The following is a 15,151-nucleotide window of genomic DNA, read 5'->3' as shown; positions in this document are numbered from 1 at the left end:
CCGCGGCAGCGCTTTGGTCTCTTTACCCATATGGAGTATATGTTAACCGTTGGGACCTTTCCCGCCCGTAGCCGTGCGACAACGTCTACAAAAAAGGAATTGCTCGGGTCCGTTTGGCGGTTTGGTTTTGAGCTGCTGTCTAGCAGGCGGGCTCGGCGCCCATGTCCTCGGTAACGTCATTGACGGCATCGGCAACGGGAGCGCCCGGCATGCGCACGAGCTCCATGTGCGGCTCGGCAAAGACCGTGCCCATGGGGAAGGCGCGGCGGAAGACAAAGCGAGCAACCGGACCGGCCACCAGCAGGTTCCAGGGCAGGGCCATGATAAAGTTGCGCGGAATGTTAACGAGCCACATCATCGGCAGCAGCTGCAGGTTGGCGAGCGGGCCGCCGGGCATGTGGAACAGGCCCTCGCACGCACCGTAGAGCGACATGATGATGACCATAGGAACGACCATGCAGGAGCTGACGGCGAGCGTCATGGCAAGCGGCGAACTCTTGCCCGGCGTGACCAGGAATTTAAAGGCGAAACCCTTGGCGAGCGGGCTGGCGACAAACCAGTCGCAGCACATGGCAAAAACGTAGGCAACGGGGAAGCCGAGCCACGCGGCGGCAACAACCTCGCCGTTAATGGCCCCATGCTGCAGGGCAACGTTGTAGATGCTCATCCAGAGCACCATGCAAAAGCACATGATAAAGGTGAACAGCAGGCTCTCTCGTTTGTTGATAGGCATAAAGGGCAAAATCCTTTCTGTGTTACGCCGCGGCACCACGCAACAAAAACGGGCGGACGAGATGGAGCTGTTGGGACTTCATCTCGCCCGCCCGTGATACGTGCGTCTGCGACTACTTATGTGGTGGAACCAGCCTAGCACGAAAACCCCGCGCTTCGTAAGCGTTGAGTTTGTGAAGATGCGGGGCACCAATAATCCCCCGACCCCATAAGTTGCAGTGGAATACGGACTGTTTTGACCCTTTAAGCAGCAATTCAGTCCCTATTTCACCGCAACTCATTTGGTGCAAAGCAACCTGTCCCCCTTGCACCAATTAGCTGGTGTGGCGCCAGCGAGAGTCGGTGAGGGTTCTCGCCACGCCCAGGCCAACGGGCAGAAACGCCACAATGAGCACTGCACGCACAAACCAGCCGAGCATATTGACCGTGTCGAAGGTGCACATGTAATACATCGAGCGATACAGATACAAGCCCGGCACCATAATGACAATCGATGGCACCGTGAGGGCGATACGTGGGTAGGTGAGCTTGATTTCGGCTAAGCTCGCGAGCAGCCCCGATACCAGCGCGCCAATAAACGCTGCCGCCTCGGGAGGCATACCTACGCTCAGGCCCAGAAAGGGAAACAGCGTCGGCGCATCGACGAGCGTAAGGCGCAAGGTATTGGACACGGCGCCGATCAGCCCAGCTGCCGCGGCCATCTTTACCGGGCTGTTGAACATAACCGAGAAGCCAAATACACCGACGAAGCTCATCACCACACGCAAGAGTGTAAGAGCCAACGGTGAGAGCCCGAGCGGGACAAAGTCATCCGGTGCCAGCCCCACACACTCGGCAACCATCCAGCCCACAAGGGTCGCCATCACAATAATCGACACGGCATACGAAAGACGCTCAATGCCGCTTCGCATATCGAGCTTAGCGATGTCGAGGCCTGCCGTAATGAGGGGAAAGCCGGGAATCACAAAGAGCATGGCGCCGATATAGCCTTCTTGGTGCGACATTGCCCCCGGTACGACCTGGCCAAGGCCGAGCAATGCCAGCAGATACGAAACGCAAGCGAGCGCAACGCCAATCGTCAGCGCGCTAAACTGGCCAAGACCCTGCTTGAGAATATGAGAGCGAGCAAAGTTGCCGACACCAGCGCCTACGAATGCGCAGGCCATCTCGATAGGGCCGCCGCCGAGCAAAAAGACGAAGGCGCCGCAAGCACAAGCTGCCGCAAGGCCCTGTTGCCAGGGAGAGTAATCGGGTTTTGAACTCTCAACGGTCTTGAGCATCTCGTGGTATTCGTGCACGGTAAACCGGCGCCCATACGTCTCGATTTCCTTTAGGAAGCTCTCCATCATCCAAATGCGATGGGTATTGACTCCCGTTGTGGGCAGGCTGACAACCTCGTTAAAGCAGTGGCCATCTTCGATGCAGGTGCACTCAAACGACAGAAGACTTAAGTCAACGTGGACGGTGACACCGAGTACGGCGGCAACGCGATTCATGGTATCGCGTACACGCCAGGCACCCGTTCCGCTCGCGAGCATAAGCATACCGGTGCGGCAGATGATGGATGACTTATCGGTGAGCGGCGCATCGACGGCAAGCTCATCGCCTGCCGTCACGATCTGGTGCCAGTCTGTTTTCATATGGAGTGCGCCGGCACGAACACCGTGGTGCATGGGGGCTCTCGAAAGCAGCGAGTCAAGACGCGAAGACTGTGGGGGCTCCGTTGATTCGTCCTCAACCTCATCAGTCTCTTCATCGACCAGATCAAATGAGTCAAGCGATGCCGGCTCGCGACGATCGATTAGCTCCTCATCCTCATCGTCAAAGTAATTGAACTGATCGAGCATGTCCTCTTCGATTGCACGCTCGCTCGCGTCGTCCATATAGACGCTCCCTTCCTACCGACTAACCCCCATCCTAGGCAGCGACGGCTAAAGGAAACATAAAAGAGACGGCTGCCATGCGAGCCATGTGCTCAATAGCCGTTGGGTAGTCGTTTAAGAACGTCCCCAATGACTATTGACGGCCAAGGCAACGCCGATGTATTGGCAACGTCAGCGAGCGGGCCGCATTTGAGACAAGGTGACGTGAAACGAAAGGGCGCTGACCTTCTGGTCGCGCCCTTGAAGTTGAACGTCAGATTGTCCAAATGCGGCCCGCGCAGCGTCGAGCCGTTACGCGGTTCGTAGAACCGCGTAACTAGTTAGTACATCTTTGCGCCGGCGGGGATGGAAGCGTCGAGCTGGATCAGATTGAGACGCTCCTCGCCCTCCTCCTCGTGGATAGCGCTGATGAGCATGCCGCAGCTGGGAATGCCCATCATCTTGCGCGGCGGCAGATTGGTGATGGCGAGCAAGGTCTTGCCGACCAGGTCCTCGGGCTCATAATAACCGTGAATGCCGGAGAGGATGGTACGGTCGGTGCCGGTGCCGTCGTCGAGCGTAAAGTTCAGCAGCTTCTTGGACTTCTTGACGGCCTCGCATGCCTTGACCTTCACGGCGCGGAAGTCGCTCTTGGAGAAGGTATCAAAGTCGACGAACTCCTCAAACAGCGGCTCGACGGCAATCTTGGAATAATCAACCGTGGGCTTGAGCGGCTTGACGAAGGGGCTCGCGGCGTTGCCGGCCTCGGCAGCCTTGGCGGCAGCGGCACCGGACTGGAAACCCTTCTCGGGCTTCATGTGCGGGAACAGCAGCACGTCGCGGATGGAAGCCTGGTTGGTGAGCAGCATGACCACGCGGTCGATGCCGATGCCGATGCCGCCCGCGGGAGGCATACCGTACTCGAGGGCGCGCACGTAGTCCTCGTCATACTCCATGGCCTCGTCGTCGCCGCCGGCCTTCTCGGCCATCTGGGCAGCAAAGCGCTCAGCCTGGTCGACCGGGTCGTTGAGCTCGGAGAACGCGTTGGCGTACTCGTGACCGGCAATAACCAGCTCAAAGCGGTGCGTCAGACGCGGGTCGTCCTCAAAGCGCTTGGCAAGCGGGCTGACCTCGATGGGGTAATCGCACACGAACGTGGGGTTGACGATGGTGTCCTCGCCCAGCTCATCGTAAATCTCGGCGATAATCTTGCCGGCGGTCCACTCGGGCTTAATCTCCAGGCCCTTCTCGCGCGCGGCGGCAGCAAGCTCCTCGACCGGCGTGTCAATGGTGACCTGCTTGCCGAGCACGTCGGAGACGATGTCGGTCATGGGACGGCTGGCCCACTCACCAGAAAGGTCGATGGTCTGGCCCTGGTACTCGATGACCTCGGGGTTGCCGATGGCCTTGTTAGCCGCCTTAATGACACCCTGGGCGAGCGCCTTCATACCCTCGAGGTCGGAGAAGGCACGGTAGGCCTCCATCGTGGTGAACTCGGGATTGTGGGTAAGGTCCATGCCCTCGTTACGGAAGATACGGCCGATCTCGAACACGCGCTCAAAACCGCCGACGATGCAGCGCTTGAGGTGCAACTCGGTAGCAATGCGCAGGTAGCACTCCTGATCGAGCGCGTTGAAGTGCGTGATGAACGGCTTGGCAGTAGCGCCGCCCTGGATGGTCTGCAGGATGGGGGTCTCGACCTCCATGTAGCCGTCGGACTCCATAAAGCGACGGAAGGTGGAGAGAATCTGCGAACGCTTACGGAAGGTCTCGCGAACGTCGTCGTTGGCGATCAGGTCAACATAGCGCTGGCGATAGCGGGTCTCCTTGTCGGAAAGACCGTGGAACTTCTCGGGCAGCGGACGAACGGCCTTGGCAAGCAGGGTCGCGCTCTTAGGGGCAACGGAAAGCTGGCCGCGCTGGGTGCGCACAACCACGCCGGTCACGCCCAGGATGTCGCCCAGGTCGAGGGACTTGAGCGTATTCCAGGCGGCCTCGTCCATGTCGTTGATGCGGCAGAACAGCTGAATCTCGGCAGTCGCATCGCGTACGACGATGAACATGATCTTGCCCTGACCGCGCTTGGCGACCACACGGCCGGCGATCTTCACGACGTCCTCGGTGTCCTCGCCATCGGCAAGCTCGGCGTACTTAGCCTCGATATCGGCAACGTAGTCCTCAAGCTCAGAGTGCTCGGGATAGGGGTTCTGGCCCGCCTCGAACAGGGCGGCGCGCTTGGCCAGGCGGGTGGCGCGCTCGTCGTTGAGCGTCGATGCCTGATCTGCGGCGTTCTGGTTCTCTGCCATAAGTTAGCTCCTCAAACTAAAACGCTCCCCAGGATTCGGTCCCAGGGAGCGAAAACAAACCTTTACGCGGGACCGTGGTCTAGCGTGCAATCTTGGCGATGGTGTAGACGCGAGTCTTGCCGGAAGGCGTAACGACCTCGACGGAGTCGCCCTCGCCGTGACCGATGATGGCGTGACCGACCGGAGACTCGTTGGAAATCTTGTGCTCGAGCGAGTTGGTCTCGGTGGTACCGACGAGCGTGACTTCCATGACCTCGCCGTTGGGATCAATCAGCGAAACGGTGGAACCGATGGAGACGGTCAGATCACCTGTGGTGGCAGCAACCTGAGCGTTGGCGAGGATGGCCTGGATCTCGGCAATACGAGCGGCGTTCTGGGCCTGCTTGTCCTTGGCGGCGTCGTACTCGGAGTTCTCCGAAAGGTCGCCGAACGCGCGGGCTTCCTTGATGTCCTCGACGATCTCCTTGGCGTAATCGCCCTCACGCCAAGCGAGCTCCTCGACGAGCTTCTGGCGGCCCTCAGCGGTCAGTACGATCTGGCTTGCGTCCATACGGATATCTCCCCAACTCTGATCAAACAATCAACTGTCAACAAAACGAAAAAGACCGGCTAGCCTGCGGGCAAGCCGGTCAGGTGCTCACCCCAAAGGGATGGGACTACTCTGCGTCCGCGTCGCTGTCCTCTGCCTGCTTCTTCTTGGCAGCAGCGAGCTTGGCCTCGAGCTCAGCGATCTCCTTGTCCTCCTCGGACTGCTCGACCACGACCTCCTCGGCCTGCTTGGTCTCGGCCTTATCGTCGCCCTCCATACCCTCACGGATATTCTTGACGGTAGAGCCGAGGGACTTGCCGAGCTTCGGCAGGTTCTTGGGCCCGAAGATAATCAGGACAACGACGAGAATAATGATGAGCTCAGGAGCCCTCAGTCCAAACATTTAGACCTCCACAATACAGCGAGACAAGCTCGAATGAGTATACCGCGGGTATCGCGGTATCACAACAATAGCTAAAAAAAGGGACCGCAAGAAGCGGTCCCTCCTCATGCTCTGGTCGGGTTGACTGGATTTGAACCAGCGACCCCTGCGTCCCGAACGCAGTGCTCTACCAAACTGAGCCACAACCCGTTAGCTCGACTATAGTAACAAAGATTTTCGCCGCGTGCTAGAGAAAATTTTATTTCTTTGGCGCGTCGATTTGAACCGTGTTGGGAATGAGCTCCGTCGCGCAGGACCACCAGCCGTTTTGCTGGGCAGCGTCGGCAAGCCTTTCGGCCGTGGCGGCGGTGTCGCAAATGGCAAATGAGCAGGCACCCGATCCGCACACATCTACAGCAACGGTGCCGTCCTGTTTACGCAGCCAATCGAGAACCATTTGAATCTGCGGCTCCATCTGTGCGGAAATGGCACCCAGGTTGTTGTGGACGAGCGCGTAGGCCGCCTCTGCGTCTCCCGAGCGAAGGGCAGATGCGATCGCGCCGGGCTTGTCTGCAGGCACCGGAGCCTCGTCAAAACGTCGATAGGCTTCAATTGTCGAAACGCTTGCCTCGCGCGGCTTGACCAACACGCCGGGCGTTGCGGGCAGCGCGGGATACTCAGTTGCCAGCACGTCTCCCCCACCTACGTAGAACGCAGGGCTCGCGTGCAAAAAGAACGGGACGTCAGCACCAATACCCCGCGCAATGTCGTCGAGCGCGGGGTCGGTGCGATCAATTCCCCAGAGCTCCGCCAAGGCGACAATGACCGCGGCCGCATCCGTCGAGGGGCCGCCCAAGCCGGCGCACAATGGAATGCGCTTCTCAATCATCACGCAGATGTTTGCCTCGCGACCATAATGCTCGGCCATAGCAACCGCAGCCCGATACGCCGTATTCTTTTGCATGGGAAAATCTGATGCCGGAACCGTCTGGACGGTCAGCGCCTGCGCCGGCGCGACCGTCACGGAATCGGAAAGACCGACGGCTGCCATCAGGGAATCGACCCTGTGGTAGCCGCGGTCATCGCGCTCGGTATGAACCCCCAGGTAGAGGTTAATCTTTGCCGGCGCGGAAAGAGTCAGGGACCGATCGGTCACCGCTAGTGCTCCTCGAGCTGATTGCCGAGCGGGGTAAAGATATGCTCGCCGCTCTCGGGGTCGAACAGCTCGACCTGACCGGTGAGGACATCGATATACTGGTAGGACTGACGCGACTTGCGGCCGCGGCGCTCGTCAACCTCGACGATAAAGACTGCCGGATGGACGCTCTTGATGGTGCCCATGCGCTCGACGACGCGGGTGCGGCCCATGTTGGCCTTCACCTTAACGCGATCGCCCACCATATCGGTCAGCTTCTCGTGGATGTCGTCGACGTGATTGACTTCCATCTCTTCCATGAACAGGGCCTCCAGAAGATGCAATTCAAAAAGGGGATAATACCCCTAAGATAGACAAAACTCTAATACTATAGCACCCTGTTGCGACCACGCGCAAGTAGCTAATTTGGCTACTTACAGATTGTCTGTGTCCAGAACGATGGTGAATGGACCGTCGTTGACGAGGTCGACCTTCATGTCGGCGCCGAAGATGCCATGCGCTACGTGCTCGACGTCCTCGCGCACAAGCGTCAGGAAGTACTCGTAGAGCTCGTTGGCGACATCGGGGGCGCCGGCATCCGTAAACGATGGGCGGCGGCCGTGACGGCAATCGGCGAACAGCGTGAACTGCGACACCACGAGTACCTCGCCTTCGACATCGGCAAGTGCCAGGTTGGTCTTGCCGTTCTCGTCCTCGTTAATGCGCAAGCCCCGGAGCTTGCTCCACAGCTTATCGGCCTCGGCGCGCGTGTCGCCGTGGCCCACGCCCAGCAGCACCAGATAGCCGCGCCCAATTTTGCCCACGCACTCGCCGTCGACCGTCACGCCGGCGTTGAGCACGCGCTGCACCACCGCACGCACGGCCTACTCCTCGCCCGTCAGTTTGGCGGATAGGTGCTCGAGCGCATGGAATCGATGGCTGATGGCGTTCTTCTCGTCCGCCGTCAGCTCGGCCATGGTCTTACCCGGCGTGTCGACCGGCAGGAACAGCGGGTCGTAGCCAAAGCCGTGATCGCCGCGGCCCTCGTGCGCGATAACGCCCTCGCAGGCGCCCTCACCATAGGTGACCAAACCGTCCGTGTCGATGAGCGCGACGACGCTCATAAAGCGCGCAGTGCGGTCCTCGTCGGCCACGCCCTCCAGATTCACGAGCAGCTTGGCATTGTTGGCGGCATCGTCGCCGTGAACGCCCGCGTAGCGCGCGCTATACACACCGGGCTCACCGTCCAGCGCGTCGACGACCAGGCCCGAATCGTCGGCAATGGCCATGAGCCCCGTCTCTTCGACGGCAGCCTGCGCCTTGATGATGGCGTTCTCCAAAAACGTCGTGCCGTTTTCCTCGGGGTCCTCAAAATCACCCAGCTGACCCAACGCCACAAAGCGAACCTCGGGCATAGCCTTCCCCAAAATGGCCTCGATCTCGGTGAGCTTATGGGCGTTGCCCGTTGCCACGACGATGGTCGCCGCCGGGTCGAGGGTGTCGATGTCGATCTTCTCAAGTGCCACAGCTGGCCTCCTTGTCTCTATAGCAATGCCGTGTTGAGGACGACGAGGCCTCGGCCTCTCCCCCTCTTAATCAGCGGCAGTCTTATACTTCGACGTTTTCCCAGATAAAACCTGCCAAAATAAACCTGTCCCTTTTTGGCAGGTTAGGCGAGGGCTTGGCGCTGGAGCTCGATGAGCTCGGCAATGCCCTTGTCGCCCAAATCGAGCAGGGCATTAAGGCGCTTGCGGTCGAAGGGCGCCTGCTCGCCAGTGCCTTGGAGCTCGATCATCTCACCGGTATCGGTGGCGACAAGGTTCATGTCGACCTCGGCGTGGCTGTCCTCGGAATAATCGAGGTCAAGCAGGGTGTTGCCGTCGACAACGCCCATAGAGATGGCAGCAACCTGGCCCGTGAGCGGGATGCGCTCGAGCTTACCCGCCTCGACCCACATGGCAAGGGCGTCGTGCAGCGCCACCCAGGCGCCGGTAATGCTCGCCGTACGCGTACCGCCATCGGCCTGGATCACGTCGCAGTCGACGGTGACGGTGTACTCGCCGAGCACCTTCATGTTGACGACGGTACGCAGGCTGCGACCAATGAGGCGCTCGATCTCCATGGAGCGGCCTTTGCGGTTGGCGTGCTCGCGCTTGCAGCGCTTGCCGGTCGACGTCGGCAGCATGGCGTATTCCGCGGTCACCCAACCGGCCTTAGCTCCCTTTCGCCAGCCCGGCACGCCCTCCTCGATAGTGGCGGCGCACAGCACGCGCGTGTCGCCGAACTCGGCCAGGCACGAACCGTGGGCGTGCTTCATGACGCCACGGGTGAGCTTAACGGGACGCAACTCGTTGGCGGCGCGGCCGTTGGCGCGGTTGACCTGCATGTACTCCATAGAAAGATCCTTTCGGCAAAAAATGTGGCGAAGGCTTTGGCGGCGGCCTTACATCTATTTCAGCTCATCGATATCGATATGCTCAATGCTCTTGAGCGGCTGACCAAAGATAAAGCTGCCCGCCACCGCAAACTCGGCAATGTTATCGGCCGTCGTGGCAAAACGATGCTGCGGCTCGGCGGCGTCGCCCGCCAGCTGCTCGCGGCGCGTGAGGATATCGGTCAGCTCGCGCGTGGTCTCCTCGGCGGAACTCACGACGCGCACCCCAGGCCCCAGCGCATGACGGATAGGTCCCACCAACAGCGGAAAATGCGTACAGCCGAGCACCACGGTATCGATACCGTGGTCGCGCAGCGGCTCAACCGTGGCACCCACCAGCGCACGCACGGCAGGCGTATCGAAGATGTCCTCGTTCTCAAGCCACTGCTCTTGCAGATGCGCACCCGAGGCGAGCTCGTGTTCGACAACCTCGACAAAGCTCGAGGCGGGGCAGCCGTATACGTCGACGCCGGCATCTAGGTCCTGGATGGCGCGCGTGTAAGCGCCCGAGCGAATGGTGAGGTTGGTGGCGAGCACGCCCACGCGACGCGTGCGGGTGCTGTTGATTGCCGCACGGGCACCCGGCGCGATCACGCCGATCACGGGAACGTCGAGCACCTGCTGGGCCAGACGCAAGGCCGCAGCTGTCGCCGTGTTGCAGGCGATGACCATAATCTTGACGTCGTGCTTCGACAGCCAACGGCCCGCCTGCAACGCAAACGAGCGCACCTCATCCTCGGTGCGCGTGCCGTAGGGGCAGCGTTTGGTGTCGCCGAAGTAGTAGACGGACTCATGCGGCAGCGCCGTCGCGATGGCGCGCGCAACCGTCAGACCGCCCAAACCAGAATCGAACACGCCAATCGGGCGCGTGTCGCCTGTCGGATTCTCGATATCGGACATTACCTCACCAGTCTCTCTCGAAAAGACATGTCCAAGTGCGGCGACGCCGCGCTACGAACGCGCCGCGACCAGCAGCTCTGCCGTCGCCGCCCAACCGTCGACAATTTTGCCGCGCGTAACGAAAGCGTTCTCGCAAGCAGCCAGGAACTCGGGCGCGCCGGCGCTCGTCAGGCCATTCTCGACCAGGCAGAACGTGCCCACGTGATCGGCCATGTAGAAGTCGGACTCGGAATCGCCGAGCGCGAGCGTCTCCTCGCGCTCAATCCCCAGGTGCTCGCAGAAGCGCGCGATGGCAACGCCCTTGTTGAGGCCGGCGGGATTGATGTTAAACGCGCGACCGTCCTCGACGCGATCGAGCTCGAGCGTCGTCGGCTTGGACAGATGCGTCAGGTGACCGTTACAGGCCCACACCAGGCCGCAGCCGGCCTCGTCCAGGATGGCCTGGACCTCATTGTCGGGCACATCGCCGCGCATGCCGACGGTGACCTCGCGGTACTTGTAGCCGGTCGACATGTCGTTGTGATACTCGATCTTGTGCGGCCAGCGGGCAAGAATCTTCTCGCACACGCCGGTCTGCTCGATCACCTGGTGCGGAGTAAGGCCGCAGGCGGGGTCGTAAGGCATGTCGCCAGTCAGATACTCCCAATCGTTGGCTTTGAGGTCGTACATGACCAGGCCGCCCATCTCACCGATGTAGGAGTTGAGGCCGAGCACGCGCGCATCCTCGTGGATCATGGTACGGTTGCGGCCCGAGGTGGGAACCACCTGAATACCAGCGCGGGCAAGTGCCACGACGGCCTCGACGAGTTTGGTCGAGGGGTTACCGTCGTTGTCGCGCAGCACGCACGAGCCGGGCGCGAGCATCGTGGCATCCAGGTCGGTAAAGACGTACTTGACCTTGGCCAAGCGCTCGCGCATCTCGCCCGAAAGCTCGGCAACGGTCGGCAGGGTGTTGTGGGACATGGTTACTCCGTTTACGTAGAAGGGTTTGGACTTGGACGGCATGTTTTGATTGAGGGAACACGCTTATGGCGACAGCGCACTCAGGGCGCCGCCGCCATCATGGTTCATTAGTCAAACTGGGTAACATCGATCAGGCGATTGGCCAGCGAAAGGTCGCTCTCGATGGGCACGAACTCGTCGCCCACGTGCATGAGCTCCTCGTCACCCTTTGCCAGCAGCAAGACAATGGTGGGAGCATCGGGGTTGACGTACTCCTCGCGCGCCGCCTTGAACGCCGCATGCACAGCGGCTTCGCGGTCGAGGATGATCTTGTTCGGCGTATCGTCGGGAACATGCTCGGCAAGCTCGCGACAGACCTTCATCGGGTCCTCGTGAGCCGGGTCCTCGTTGGCAAAGATCATCAGGTCGGAATATGGTGCGGCCTCGCGCGGAAGCTGCTCGCGGCGCTCCTGCGCCTTGCCGCCGGCAGCGCCAAACACTGCAATGACTGGACTAGTGGGAAACGCGCGCTTGACCGACGAGAAAAGCGAACGGAACGAAAGCTGGTTGTGCGCATAGTCAACGACGCAGATCACGCGGCCGTCCTTCGACTCCACGACCTCCATACGGCCCGGCACACGCAGTTTGGAGAGGCCCTTCTTGATGGCATCGATACCGATGCCGATCTCGTGCGCAGCGGCGATAGCGACCAGCGCGTTTTCCACGTTAAAGTCGCCCGCGATGCCCAGCAGGACCTTCTCCCCCGCCTCGGACTCGTCGGCACACAGGCCATGCAGGTTAAACTCGATGTTAAAGCCGACCATGCGCACATCGCTCGCCCACAGGCTTGCCTCGGGATGCTCGACGCCAACGGTCACCAAGCGCTCGGCCGTCGACGCTGCCTCCAACACACGGTCAACCTCTTCGGTGCCCAGATTCACCACGGCGGTCTTCGCCTGGTCAAAGATCCTGAGTTTGCTCTCAAAATAATCCTCAAACGTGGGGTGTTCGATCGGCGAGATGTGGTCACGGCCGATGTTGAGGAAGCACGCCACGTCAAACGGCAGATTCTCGACGCGTTGGTACTTGAGTGCCTGGCTCGAGACCTCCATGACCATGGACTGGCGACCGGACTCACGGCAGTTGGCGATATGGCGCCAGACCTCGGGGGCCTCGGGCGTAGTATTGGTGCTCTCGTAGCACTCGATACCATCGTCGGTGTTCACCGAGCCGATCATGCCGCAGGACTCGCCCGCCGCCTTGATGATGGACTGGAGCATAAAAGCGGCCGTGGTCTTTCCCTTGGTACCGGTGATGCCCACGATCTTAACGTCGTGGTCGGGACGGTCGTAGACCTCGGGCGGCAACAGCGCCATCGCCGTGCGTACGCTATCAACAACCAGCATCGCAGCACCGTTCTCTTTCACCAGCGGCTCCAGAGACTCGACCAGCGACTCTTCGCACACAAATGCGACGGCGCCCGAATCGAGCGCCATGCTCAAAAACGCGGGCTTAAAGGCAGCGCCTTTGCAAAAGAACACGTCACCTGCCGAGACCGCGCGCGAATCAAACGAGCAGCCGGTCACGGCACGCTCGTCAACCTGCTCTGATGCGCGCAGCTCGCCGCACACATCGAGAAGCTTGGCAAGCGTATCGACCGTGGTCACGGTCGCGGAATCCGAATGGTGCATCTTTCACCTTTCTCAGCCATTTGGCAGGGACGGTTTTTATAGTAACTGAAACGCACCCACGCAAAAACGGCTCCCGGAGGAGCCGTTACGCGCAGGCGTTCGTAAGCCGAGGCTAGGCAGCCTGAACAGCGGGCTGGTCCTCGTCGATAAAGAAGCGCTTGTACCACACCAGGAACACGAGCGGCGTATAGATCTTGCGCTGGAAATCGCCCTTGCCCGCAAAGTGCAGATCGAGCAGGTGCATGAGCTCGTCGGTATCGAAGAACTCGCTTGCCCACGGCGCGGTGAAGTACTCCTTGACATAGTCGTACCACTTTTGCTCGCGCAGCCAGTAGACAATCGGCACCGGGAAGCCCACCTTGGGACGGGTGGCCCACTCATCGGGCAGCGACTTGTTGGCAGCGTGGCGGAGTACCTGTTTGTTGCCGTTCTCGTTGATGCGGTAGCGGTCGGGAATGTGCTCGGCGAACTCCATGACTTTGCGGTCCAGGAAGGGCACGCGCAGCTCCAGCGAGTGCGCCATGCACATCTTGTCGGCCTTGAGCAGAATGTCGCCCGGAAGCCACATGTTCATGTCCAGGTACTGCTTCTTGACCAGCTCGGGCTGACCCTTCACGCGCGCATAGATGGGAGCGGCAAGCTCGAAGGCGCCATCGCCGGTGTTGTACTCGGGCTTGAGCACGCCGTCGACCTCGCGCTCCGGCCATACCAGAGCCTGTCCCAGGAACGACTTCTCAGGGATCTCGGCACCCTTGACCAGGAAGTTATGGCCCTTGAAGTACGGCATATGCAGCGCCAGGTTACCGAGCGCGCGACGGATGGGCAGCGGCACCATCTTTTTGTACTTGCGGACTGGGACCGTGTCCTCGTAGTAGGCGTAGCCGCCAAAGAGCTCGTCGGCGCCTTCGCCCGAAAGCACGACGGTGACGTCCTTGCGGGCCATCTCGGCCAAGAACCACAGCGGCACGGAAGACAGGTTGGACTGCGGCTCGTCCATGTGATACTGGATGTCCTCGAGCGCACCGAAGAACTCGTCGGCGGTTATCATCTTGCGGACATTCTCGACGCCGAGCTTGTCAGAAAGTTCCTTGGCGTAGTTGGTCTCGTTGAAATTCTTGTAATCGAAGCCCACCGAGAAGGTCTTGTCGGGCATGAGACAAGCGGCGATATAGCTGGAGTCGACGCCGCCGGAGAGGAACGAAGCGACCTTAACATCAGCGATGCGATGGGCCTCGACGCTCTCGTGCACGACCTCGTCCAGCTCGTCGACGTACTCCTCGAACGGCTTCTCGACGGCAGAGTAATCGCAATCCCAATAGCGCTCGATGTTCATCTTGCCGGTCGGGATGTCTACGGTAAAGTAATGCGCCGGCGGCAGCTTGTAGACACCCTCGAAGAAAGTCTCCTCGGTTGCCGAATACTGCAGCGTCATGTACGGACGCAGGGCCTTTTTGTTGACCGCCTTGTGGAAGTGCGGGTAGTCCAGGAAGCTCTTGATCTCGGAGCCAAAGAGCACGCCCGGAGCGCCGTCGCCCGCATCGGCCATGGGATAGTAGTAGAGCGGCTTGATGCCAAAGATGTCGCGGGCGCCAAAAAGCTTGTTCTTCTTCTTGTCCCAGATGACGAAGGCGTACATGCCGCGCAGGCGATCGAGTACGGCCTCGCCCCACTCCTCGTAGCCGTGCAGGAGGCTCTCGGTGTCGGCTCCACAGTGGAACTTATAGCCCTTGGCCTCGAGCTCGGAGCGAAGCTCCTGGAAGTTGTAGATCTCGCCGTTGAAGACGATAACGACGCTGCCGTCCTCATTGGCCATGGGCTGAGCGCCGGCCTCGGTCAGGTCGAGGATCGACAGGCGGCGGAAGCCCAGGGCAACGCGGCCGTCGATAAACTGGCCGCCCATGTCGGGACCACGATGGACGATGCGGTCCATCATCTTGGTGAGCACCTCGGATTGGTTATCCGTCCCACCGACAAAACCGACAAAACCGCACATATACTATCCCCTCTGCTGTTGCTGGGTATCAAATCGAATCAGTAGCTTTTGAGTATACCCGAGGGCGTAAAGAGGGGCGGAATGTTCAGGCAATCTCAACTGAATCAGCTCCGCGCCGACACGCGCCGGTTACCTTTAATGGATATGAGGTGAATGAGGCGATTGTTTTGCTATACTCTCTCCGCACGGGCGATTGGCGCAACGGTTAGCGCAGGTGCTTTACACGCACAAGGCTGGGGGTTCGA

General features: G+C 60.3%; 14 protein-coding genes and 2 tRNA genes (1 of these 16 cut by a window edge). 1 reads left to right on the top strand and 15 read right to left on the bottom strand.

The genetic code is table 11. The features are described 5' to 3' along the window. Nucleotides 1–139: 139 nt before the first annotated feature. The 15 genes from DW024_RS07660 to asnB form a co-directional block, all read right to left on the bottom strand. Entirely contained in the window at nucleotides 140–733 is a 594-nt protein-coding gene (locus tag DW024_RS07660) for a DUF2798 domain-containing protein (RefSeq protein ID WP_118328216.1), read from the bottom strand. A 313-nt stretch (nucleotides 734–1,046) separates the two neighbouring features. Then, a complete protein-coding gene (locus DW024_RS07655; RefSeq protein WP_199576948.1) occupies nucleotides 1,047–2,615 on the bottom strand; it encodes a threonine/serine exporter ThrE family protein in 1,569 nt (522 codons plus the stop codon). A gap of 320 nt (nucleotides 2,616–2,935) precedes the next feature. Further along, nucleotides 2,936–4,900 carry a lysine--tRNA ligase gene (gene lysS, locus DW024_RS07650; RefSeq protein ID WP_118377386.1) on the bottom strand — a complete coding sequence of 655 codons (1,965 nt, stop codon included), beginning with the start codon at nucleotides 4,898–4,900 and terminating at the stop codon, nucleotides 2,936–2,938. A gap of 79 nt (nucleotides 4,901–4,979) precedes the next feature. Beyond that, nucleotides 4,980–5,450 carry a transcription elongation factor GreA gene (greA, locus tag DW024_RS07645; protein WP_006234960.1) on the bottom strand — a complete coding sequence of 157 codons (471 nt, stop codon included), beginning with the start codon at nucleotides 5,448–5,450 and terminating at the stop codon, nucleotides 4,980–4,982. Between the two features lie 106 nt (nucleotides 5,451–5,556). Further along, the gene (tatA, locus tag DW024_RS07640) at nucleotides 5,557–5,832 is read right to left on the bottom strand and encodes a twin-arginine translocase TatA/TatE family subunit (RefSeq protein ID WP_022094895.1); all 276 of its coding nucleotides are present in this window, start codon (nucleotides 5,830–5,832) and stop codon (nucleotides 5,557–5,559) included. A gap of 112 nt (nucleotides 5,833–5,944) precedes the next feature. Next, nucleotides 5,945–6,021, bottom strand: a tRNA-Pro gene (locus DW024_RS07635). A 49-nt stretch (nucleotides 6,022–6,070) separates the two neighbouring features. Continuing rightward, complete coding sequence (gene ispE / locus DW024_RS07630) at nucleotides 6,071–6,967, bottom strand: 4-(cytidine 5'-diphospho)-2-C-methyl-D-erythritol kinase (protein ID WP_233506758.1); 897 nt, start codon at nucleotides 6,965–6,967, stop codon at nucleotides 6,071–6,073. Between the two features lie 2 nt (nucleotides 6,968–6,969). Then, nucleotides 6,970–7,266: a Veg family protein gene (locus DW024_RS07625; RefSeq protein WP_006234957.1), complete on the bottom strand. Its 297-nt coding sequence runs from the start codon at nucleotides 7,264–7,266 to the stop codon at nucleotides 6,970–6,972. Between the two features lie 114 nt (nucleotides 7,267–7,380). Beyond that, nucleotides 7,381–7,827, bottom strand: a complete 447-nt coding sequence (gene dtd / locus DW024_RS07620; protein WP_118377385.1) for a D-aminoacyl-tRNA deacylase — start codon at nucleotides 7,825–7,827, stop codon at nucleotides 7,381–7,383. A 3-nt stretch (nucleotides 7,828–7,830) separates the two neighbouring features. Next, nucleotides 7,831–8,472, bottom strand: a complete 642-nt coding sequence (gene rdgB / locus DW024_RS07615) for an RdgB/HAM1 family non-canonical purine NTP pyrophosphatase (RefSeq protein WP_118377384.1) — start codon at nucleotides 8,470–8,472, stop codon at nucleotides 7,831–7,833. 143 nt (nucleotides 8,473–8,615) lie between these two features. Next, nucleotides 8,616–9,341 carry a ribonuclease PH gene (gene rph / locus DW024_RS07610; protein ID WP_118377383.1) on the bottom strand — a complete coding sequence of 242 codons (726 nt, stop codon included), beginning with the start codon at nucleotides 9,339–9,341 and terminating at the stop codon, nucleotides 8,616–8,618. Between the two features lie 54 nt (nucleotides 9,342–9,395). Next, on the bottom strand, nucleotides 9,396–10,280 hold the full coding sequence (gene murI, locus DW024_RS07605; RefSeq protein ID WP_117716881.1) for a glutamate racemase: 885 nt from the start codon (nucleotides 10,278–10,280) through the stop codon (nucleotides 9,396–9,398). A 51-nt stretch (nucleotides 10,281–10,331) separates the two neighbouring features. Continuing rightward, entirely contained in the window at nucleotides 10,332–11,243 is a 912-nt protein-coding gene (locus DW024_RS07600) for an HAD family hydrolase (RefSeq protein WP_117635958.1), read from the bottom strand. Between the two features lie 107 nt (nucleotides 11,244–11,350). Beyond that, nucleotides 11,351–12,913, bottom strand: coding sequence for a Mur ligase family protein (locus DW024_RS07595; protein ID WP_118377382.1), 1,563 nt, complete (start codon nucleotides 12,911–12,913; stop codon nucleotides 11,351–11,353). Nucleotides 12,914–13,025: 112 nt separating this feature from the next. After that, nucleotides 13,026–14,906 carry an asparagine synthase (glutamine-hydrolyzing) gene (gene asnB / locus DW024_RS07590; protein ID WP_117563808.1) on the bottom strand — a complete coding sequence of 627 codons (1,881 nt, stop codon included), beginning with the start codon at nucleotides 14,904–14,906 and terminating at the stop codon, nucleotides 13,026–13,028. A 187-nt stretch (nucleotides 14,907–15,093) separates the two neighbouring features. Between asnB and DW024_RS10100 the strand changes: the two genes are divergently transcribed. After that, a tRNA-Val gene (locus DW024_RS10100) sits at nucleotides 15,094–15,151 on the top strand (it continues 71 nt past the right edge of the window).

Origin of the sequence: Collinsella sp. AF37-9 (assembly GCF_003475115.1) — a bacterium.
Classification (GTDB): Bacteria; Actinomycetota; Coriobacteriia; order Coriobacteriales; family Coriobacteriaceae; genus Collinsella.
This window is presented reverse-complemented; position numbering and strand designations above follow the sequence as displayed.

Excerpts from the sequence above, each read along its gene's own strand:
- DW024_RS07660 (WP_118328216.1), bottom strand. The coding sequence starts at position 733 with ATGCCTATCAACAAACGAGAGAGCCTGCTGTTCACCTTTATCATGTGC.
- DW024_RS07655 (WP_199576948.1), bottom strand. The coding sequence starts at position 2,615 with ATGGACGACGCGAGCGAGCGTGCAATCGAAGAGGACATGCTCGATCAG.
- lysS (WP_118377386.1), bottom strand. The coding sequence starts at position 4,900 with ATGGCAGAGAACCAGAACGCCGCAGATCAGGCATCGACGCTCAACGAC.
- greA (WP_006234960.1), bottom strand. The coding sequence starts at position 5,450 with ATGGACGCAAGCCAGATCGTACTGACCGCTGAGGGCCGCCAGAAGCTC.
- tatA (WP_022094895.1), bottom strand. The coding sequence starts at position 5,832 with ATGTTTGGACTGAGGGCTCCTGAGCTCATCATTATTCTCGTCGTTGTC.
- DW024_RS07625 (WP_006234957.1), bottom strand. The coding sequence starts at position 7,266 with ATGGAAGAGATGGAAGTCAATCACGTCGACGACATCCACGAGAAGCTG.
- rph (WP_118377383.1), bottom strand. The coding sequence starts at position 9,341 with ATGGAGTACATGCAGGTCAACCGCGCCAACGGCCGCGCCGCCAACGAG.
- murI (WP_117716881.1), bottom strand. The coding sequence starts at position 10,280 with ATGTCCGATATCGAGAATCCGACAGGCGACACGCGCCCGATTGGCGTG.
- DW024_RS07600 (WP_117635958.1), bottom strand. The coding sequence starts at position 11,243 with ATGTCCCACAACACCCTGCCGACCGTTGCCGAGCTTTCGGGCGAGATG.
- DW024_RS07595 (WP_118377382.1), bottom strand. The coding sequence starts at position 12,913 with ATGCACCATTCGGATTCCGCGACCGTGACCACGGTCGATACGCTTGCC.
- asnB (WP_117563808.1), bottom strand. The coding sequence starts at position 14,906 with ATGTGCGGTTTTGTCGGTTTTGTCGGTGGGACGGATAACCAATCCGAG.